This window comes from Thalassospira sp., from assembly GCF_040218635.1.
Lineage (GTDB): Bacteria > Pseudomonadota > Alphaproteobacteria > Rhodospirillales > Thalassospiraceae > Thalassospira.
This window is the reverse complement of the sequence record NZ_JAVJRB010000004.1, coordinates 277,737-284,596: the sequence shown is the minus strand read 5'-3', so window position 1 is coordinate 284,596 and position 6,860 is coordinate 277,737. Positions and strand designations below refer to the sequence as shown.

8 protein-coding genes and 3 tRNA genes are annotated in these 6,860 nt (G+C 54.2%); 2 read left to right on the top strand and 9 right to left on the bottom strand.

Annotation, left to right across the window (positions count from 1 at the left end):
• From RIC05_RS03465 to RIC05_RS03455, 3 genes are all read right to left on the bottom strand, one after another.
• On the bottom strand, window positions 1–210 hold a 210-nt coding region (locus RIC05_RS03465; RefSeq protein ID WP_350044115.1), incomplete at its 3' end, for a GTP-binding protein.
• Between the two features lie 77 nt (window positions 211–287).
• Window positions 288–361: transfer RNA gene (locus RIC05_RS03460), tRNA-Gly, on the bottom strand.
• Between the two features lie 37 nt (window positions 362–398).
• Window positions 399–483: transfer RNA gene (locus RIC05_RS03455), tRNA-Tyr, on the bottom strand.
• Between the two features lie 195 nt (window positions 484–678).
• On the opposite strand from RIC05_RS03455, the gene rlmB reads away from it, so the two are divergent.
• Both rlmB and RIC05_RS03445 read left to right on the top strand, forming a co-directional pair.
• A complete protein-coding gene (gene rlmB, locus RIC05_RS03450) occupies window positions 679–1,551 on the top strand; it encodes a 23S rRNA (guanosine(2251)-2'-O)-methyltransferase RlmB (RefSeq protein WP_350044114.1) in 873 nt (290 codons plus the stop codon).
• Between the two features lie 98 nt (window positions 1,552–1,649).
• Window positions 1,650–1,726 (top strand) — tRNA-Thr (locus tag RIC05_RS03445).
• 64 nt (window positions 1,727–1,790) lie between these two features.
• Here the strand turns inward: RIC05_RS03445 and RIC05_RS03440 are convergent.
• From RIC05_RS03440 to RIC05_RS03415, 6 genes are all read right to left on the bottom strand, one after another.
• A complete protein-coding gene (locus RIC05_RS03440; protein WP_350046148.1) occupies window positions 1,791–2,198 on the bottom strand; it encodes a GFA family protein in 408 nt (135 codons plus the stop codon).
• A gap of 11 nt (window positions 2,199–2,209) precedes the next feature.
• On the bottom strand, window positions 2,210–3,094 hold the full coding sequence (locus RIC05_RS03435) for an isocitrate lyase/PEP mutase family protein (RefSeq protein ID WP_350046149.1): 885 nt from the start codon (window positions 3,092–3,094) through the stop codon (window positions 2,210–2,212).
• A 6-nt stretch (window positions 3,095–3,100) separates the two neighbouring features.
• Window positions 3,101–4,372, bottom strand: a complete 1,272-nt coding sequence (locus tag RIC05_RS03430) for a TRAP transporter large permease (RefSeq protein WP_350046150.1) — start codon at window positions 4,370–4,372, stop codon at window positions 3,101–3,103.
• Window positions 4,369–4,977, bottom strand: coding sequence for a TRAP transporter small permease (locus RIC05_RS03425; protein ID WP_350046151.1), 609 nt, complete (start codon window positions 4,975–4,977; stop codon window positions 4,369–4,371). Before RIC05_RS03425 ends, RIC05_RS03430 begins: the two co-directional genes overlap by 4 nt.
• Window positions 4,978–5,012: 35 nt before the next feature.
• Window positions 5,013–6,002, bottom strand: a complete 990-nt coding sequence (locus RIC05_RS03420) for a TRAP transporter substrate-binding protein (RefSeq protein WP_350046152.1) — start codon at window positions 6,000–6,002, stop codon at window positions 5,013–5,015.
• Window positions 6,003–6,304: 302 nt separating this feature from the next.
• Window positions 6,305–6,850, bottom strand: coding sequence for a GNAT family N-acetyltransferase (locus RIC05_RS03415; protein ID WP_350046153.1), 546 nt, complete (start codon window positions 6,848–6,850; stop codon window positions 6,305–6,307).
• Between the last annotated feature and the right edge of the window lie 10 nt (window positions 6,851–6,860).

The window sequence follows — 6,860 nt, the reverse complement described above, 5'->3', positions numbered from 1 at the left end:
ATATTCGACGTGCGCGGTCGAGATCGTGATACCACGAGCTTTCTCTTCCGGTGCTTTGTCGATCATGCTGTAATCCTGGAACGATGCACCGCCGGCTTCTGCCAGAACTTTGGTGATCGCTGCGGTCAGCGTGGTTTTACCGTGGTCAACGTGGCCGATGGTGCCTACGTTCACGTGCGGTTTTGTACGCGCAAACTTTTCTTTAGCCATTGTACTCAGATCCTAATCCGAACCAAAAAAAACACGTAGAAACCCACCGCACGAGCCGACGGGTTACATAGTAAACTTGGAGCGGGTGAAGGGAATCGAACCCTCGTCGTAAGCTTGGAAGGCTTCTGCTCTACCATTGAGCTACACCCGCATATTTCTAGTGCGAGCTCTCGCGAGGGGCGAGAGAATGGTGGAGGGGGCAGGATTCGAACCTGCGTAGACTAAGTCGGCGGATTTACAGTCCGCTGCATTTGACCGCTCTGCCACCCCTCCATCAGGGTCGTAACGCCATCCGGGTTTGACCCCGGCCTCGTTGCGGCGAGGGAGGGAATACGGCGGAGGGCCATGTGTTGTCAACAGCAAAAAAAACACGAAATCGTATTTCCTTTCCTATATGTTCCCCAAGCTTTGCCGATCTTGCCAAGCAAAACGCATTCAGTTCCTTACGGCCCGGAGGTTTCCGCCATTATGTCGCGTCGCAATAACTCACGTTCAGGAAATCGTCATCAAGGTGACGTCGGGCAGGATAACCTCCCGCAAAACGATGAAAACCAAGAACGCAATTCGCGCCGTGGACGAAAGCGCGGCCGCGATGGTGGTTCTTCGGGTGGAAATTCACGCCTGATTCTCTTTGGGCGTCACCCGGTTATCATGGCAATTGCCAACCCGCAGCGCACGATTCACAAAATCTGGGCGACAGAAAACGTCCGGGACGAAATCAATGCCGCCTTAGCGGATGCTGAACGCACCGACATTGCCGTTGATGCCGCCGGACGTACCGACCTTGACGAAATGCTGCCACCGGGCACTGTGCACCAAGGTATGGCGATGCATTGCGCTCCCCTGCCCCAGCTCTCCGTCGAAGAACTGATCGCCGACCATAAGGATTCGGAACAATGCACCGTGCTTGTTCTTGATCAGGTCACCGACCCGCACAATGTTGGCGCAATCCTGCGCAGTGCGGCGGCCTTTGGCGCATCTGCCGTGATTGTGCCCGATCGTCACGCCCCGCTTGAAACCGGTGTTTTGGCCAAATCGGCCAGTGGTGCGCTTGAAACCGTGCCTTATATCCATGCCGGTAACTTAAACCAGACGCTTGATAAGCTTAAAAATGCCCATTTCTGGTTGGCAGGTATGGATGGCTATGCCGAACAGACCATGGCCGAAGCCAAACTGCATGGCCGGGTCGGGATTGTGATGGGATCCGAGGGCGAAGGCCTGCGTCGTTTGACCCGCGAATCTTGTGATTTTCTGGTCAAGTTGCCGATGTCTGATCGCATCGAAAGCCTTAATGTCTCTAACGCGGCGGCTGTTGCGCTTTACGAGCTTTACCGCAAGTAAGAATGGCGCGAATCTAGGGGGGAAATCAGAGATGCAAAATTCTGTGATTCACCCCCTTGCATTCAGGAACGGTCTGGACTAAGTTTCGCGCCGCCTGAGCCGGCATAGCTTTAACTGGTAGAGCAGCGGATTTGTAATTCGAAGGTTGGGAGTTCGAGTCTCTCTGCCGGCACCATTAAAAAGAAACCCCCGCACGCCTTTTTGGCTGCGGGGGTTTCTTTTGGTCTCACGCCAAAATGTTATTCGGGCAGACCATCAAGCTTTTCAATTTCATCAAGTCCGCAATCCCAATCAGCCTTGCTGCCCAGCATGATATGGGCGTTCGGGCGTATGGATACCGGACTGTCGAGACTGCCTGCCGGCACGACCACAAGCTTTCCCGCCATCTGCGTATGGGGCAATGCCGACCCACATGTCTTGCAAAAAGCCTTTTCATGGCGCGTACCGGGAAGCTTGAAGGACTGTATTTGCGCCTGCCCTTCCAACCAGATAAGCGTCGCTGCGCTTGAGAACAGATTGGCGGCATGGGCCGAACCGCTGTCCTTCTGGCAATAGCTGCAGTGGCACAGAAAGAATGCGCTAAAATCGCCAGTCACCTCATAGCGCACAGCCCCGCACAAACAACTGCCGTGATGTTTGTCTGCCATGAAACGCCCCCCTACCCGTCCCGTCTGGACGATGCATAGCGTTCCGAAACGTCGTAATAGTCATCAAAGCCGATGCGTTTGCGCAGATCAGGCCAGGTCATCAGCTTGTCATCACGCGGAACACCCTGCTTCATCGTTTGCAGGGTCTCAACCATCGCCTTCATCGCTGCTGCCATCAGTGACAATGGATAGGCGGCAATCTGATAGCCGATTTCTTTAAGCTCTTCTGGCGACAGATCGGGGGTTTCCCCGCCTTCGACGATATTGGCCATTTTGGGTCCCGATAGTTCGGAACAAACGCTGCGCATTTCATCCACCGATTTCGGCGCTTCGACAAACAGGATATCCGCACCCAACTCCTTGAACTTTGCCGCACGGTCAATTGCCTCAGCCAGACCATGCTGATGCCGGGCATCGGTGCGCGCCAGGATCAGGATATCGGCACCGGATTCGCGGGCATCGACGGCTGCTTTGATACGGTCAAATGCCTCGTCGCGTCCGACAACTTCCTTGCCCTTGGTATGGCCGCAGCGTTTCGGGGCAAGCTGATCTTCGATCATGACCGCCGCACAGCCCGCCTTGGCAAAGCCGGTCACGGTCCGCCTGACATTCATCGCATTGCCATAGCCGGTATCGCCGTCGCCAATCAGCGGGATGGAAATCGCATCGGTAATGTTGCGCGCCTGATCAAGGACTTCGCCATAAGACATCAATCCAAGATCAGGAGCCCCAATCCGAGCCGCAGATGTTGCGAATCCCGACATAAAGGTCAGGCCGAATCCTTCCTGTTCAATCAGTTTGGCCGAAAGCGCATCAAAACAGCACGGCATAGTGATCAGATCACCCGTGGCAAGAAGGGCGCGGAGCGTATCCGCAGGTGTTTGGTTATGTGTCATCAATCATCACATTTTGAACGGAATATAAAGAGCAAGGTCATGCCAGAGATATAAAAGTGCTGCACAGGCAAACATCAGAATCAGGAACGGTGCGACACCACTTGCCACCTCGCCCAATCGGGCCTTGGCGACAGACTGGATCACATACAGGTTCAATCCAACCGGTGGCGTGATCAAAGCACATTCCACCATGATCACCATATAGACCCCGAACCAGATCGGATCAAAACCAAGCACCAAGGCAGCCGGCAACAGAACCGGCGTCATGATCAGCACCATTGATAAGGCTTCAAACACAAGCCCCATCACCAACAGAACCGCTGTGACAATCAGGATAAAGCCAAGTTCGGTATCAATCCCTTGGGTGATCATCACCGAAATGTCCTGCGGGATTCGATATAACGTGATCGCCTTGCCGAAAATCTTTGCCCCGGCAATGATCAGAAGGATTGCAACCGTGGTTGCCATACTATCAAACACGGCCTTTTTAAACGCATCCCACGTCAGAACGCGCATGATCGGTCCGGTAATGATCAAGGATGCCGCAAAGCCGATTGCCGCGGCCTCGGTCGGGGTAAAGGCGCCCGAATAAATCCCCGAAATAATCAAAACAGCCAAAACCACCGCCGGAAGCGCGCGCAATGTCGCACGACGTCGCTGATCCCACCCTTGTTTGGCTTCGCGTTCCTGCCCGCCCAGGCGGGCATAAATCATCGAAAAGATGATAAAGAACACCAAAAGCGCAATCCCCGGCCCGATCCCGGCAAGAAACAGCGAAATCACCGATTCTTCGGTGACAAAGCCATAAATGATCATGGGGATGGAAGGCGGGATCAAAATGCCAAGAGTTCCGCCTGCGGCCAGAAGTCCATAAACGAACTTCTTGTTATAGCCCCGGTTAATCATTTCCGGGATAGCAACGGTGCCGATGGTTGCCGCCGTTGCAACAGACGATCCTGAAATCGCGGCAAACACACCACACGATAAAATCGTCGCAACCGCCAAGCCGCCCGGCCAATGACCAACCCACGCACTGACCGCAGCAAACAGATCATTGCCCACACCCGCACGCAGCAAAATATTGGACATCAACAAAAACAGCGGCACCGCCAACAGGATAAAGCCATCCAGTGTCGATAAAACCGCCTGTGGCGCCATCAGCGGGGAAAACCCGCCCAACACCAACATGGCAAGGCCAAGACCGCCCAGCGCAAAGGCAACGGGTACGCGCATCAACAAAAGGCCAAACATCGCCCCAAGGGTCAGAATAATCGTCATTCGTGTGCCCCTTTGGGAATGTCTTTGCCACGCAAAAGACCAATAATTTCAATCAATGCCTGAATGGATAAAAGCGCAAACCCCACCGCAATGGGCAATTCGGCAACCCATGCCGGAAGATCCAGCATCGTGCCGCTGGTCCGTCCGCGTTCAAAACTTTCAAAGAAAATCTCACATCCCTTGATCGTCACCATCACGGAAAAGGCCAGAACGCATAGCATGGCAATAATCTCCACACCGCGCTGAACCGCAGGGGCCAGCAACCGGGTCACCGCATCAACCGATATGTGACGGCGTGCGGCCAATGCCCACGGCATGCCCAGCAACGATCCCCAAATCAGGCAAAGCTGGGATAGTTCCGCCGCCCAGATTGTCGGGCGTATAAAGAAATACCGGGCAAGGACCTCGTATGTAAGCATACACCCCGCCAGGACAAACAGCAGGGCCGCAACCCATGCAAGGAAAAGCGTCAAACGATCAAACATGACTCGAACTATGCCGTTGGCTATCGGACGGAATGCCGGAACGGCGATCTCCTGATCTGGGGAAAAGGCGGGACGACGGATCAATTCCGCGTCCCGGTTGGCATCCGCAGGCTTGACCATACGGCATCCAACCGGGACACGGTAAAATCGTCACATCAGAACTTCTGAGCAGCCTCAAAGACCTGCTTGCCAAGATCACCGGCATGCTCAAGGAATTCTGCATGAACCGGTTTTGCGGCTTCGCGCCACGCGGCCAGTTCTTCTTCGGTCGGGGTATAGATGGTCATGCCATTGGCTTTGGCCTCGGCAAAGGCTTCGGCCTCGATGGTCGACATACGATCACGCACATCGTTTTCGGCATTGATCCCGGCGGTTGAAATGATGTCACGCTGGGCATCGGTCAAACCATTCCAGAAATCGGTATTCACAACCACGATGAATTCGATATCGGCGTCATTGGTGGTCGTGACAGTATCCATCACCTCCCACAACTGGCGGGATTTGACACCGGACATGCCGGTCATACCAACATCCACCGTGCCACGCTGATAGGCAATATACTGTTCAGACCCGGAAATCAGGGTCGGTGCGCCACCGGCTGCGGAAATAAAATCACCCTGCGTTTTGGAAAACACACGAACTTTCTGGCCTTTCAACCCGTCCGGGCCTTTGATCGGACCGTCGTTGGACAGCATGATCGATCCGCCATAAGCCTGCCACCACAGAACGGTCGCCCCGGTTTCTGCGATTGCGGCATCAAGCGGCCCGCGCACGGGTGATCCCGGTGCGACGGCCTTGCGGACCTTTTCCTCGGAATCCAGCAAGAATGGCTGATAAAACACATCAACCGCCGGAACATCACCAACATAACGGGTCAGCGACGCAACCCCCATTTCGATGGAACCGGAGCCGACGGCTGCCGGGACTTCCTTGTCCTTGTAAAGCTGGGCTGAATCATAAATCTGAACTTCGATATCGCCGTTCGATTTTTCCTCGACCTCTTGCTTGAACATCAACAAGTTCTGGCCAAGGTGACTTTTCAAAGGCAACTGCAACGAAATGCGCAGGGTAAGGTCCGCTGCATTCACAGCACCGGAAAATCCGACTGCCGCCAGCAAGGCTGCGGCAAGGGCAAGTTTCTTCATGATGAACGTCCTCCGAGAACTTTTATTTTAATTGCTTCTGCAAGTTCGCAAAGATGCGCCTAATTTTAAACGCTGTTCAACATCTTTCGACCGGCTCAACACCCCTGTCAACAAACCCTTAGTGCACCGCACAAGTCTTTGAACAGTTACGGAAAAAACGAATTTTGCGCACCACACGTCTATTATTACGGCAGCGCAGTATTTCAATTTTTGATTGCCGAGTGTCTTATTCCCGTGATTGTGGCATGCCAGAACAATCATTCTAGATACCGGTGCCGAGAATCGCCCCCAAAACCAATCACCTAAACACTCAGATGTTTAAACATCACCGTCGTTGCACTGAGCTTTTCGGAAAACGGATCGCGGGCATATTCCGGGATCACACCGGCACGCACAAACCCAAGCGATGCATAAAGCGTTTCGGCACTGTCCCCGGTACGGGTATCAAGGGTCAGCAAACTGCGCCCCAGTTCCCGCGCCTTGTTTTCTGCCGCCATCATAAGGATCCGGGCAATCCCGCGCCGACGGCAATCGGGGCGGACCATCAATTTGCTGATATCCCCCCGATGGCGCTGATTGGGCATGGTGTCATAATCAAGCTGGACCGTGCCAACCACCCGGTCATCGTCAAGGGCGACAAACAAGCTGCGTTTGCCCCCACGCAGGGCAGGAACAATCCGGTCGCGCCAAAACGCAACCGCTTCTTCCATCACAAACGGTTCGATAAAGCCGATACTGGCCCCGTCATGAACGCAGGCATGCAGCATCTCGCCAAACTGCTCGATCCTGTGGGTCAAACCATCCGCATCAAGGTTGATGATTTTTGGGGCATTGGAGGTCACGGTCATAATCGCCTCG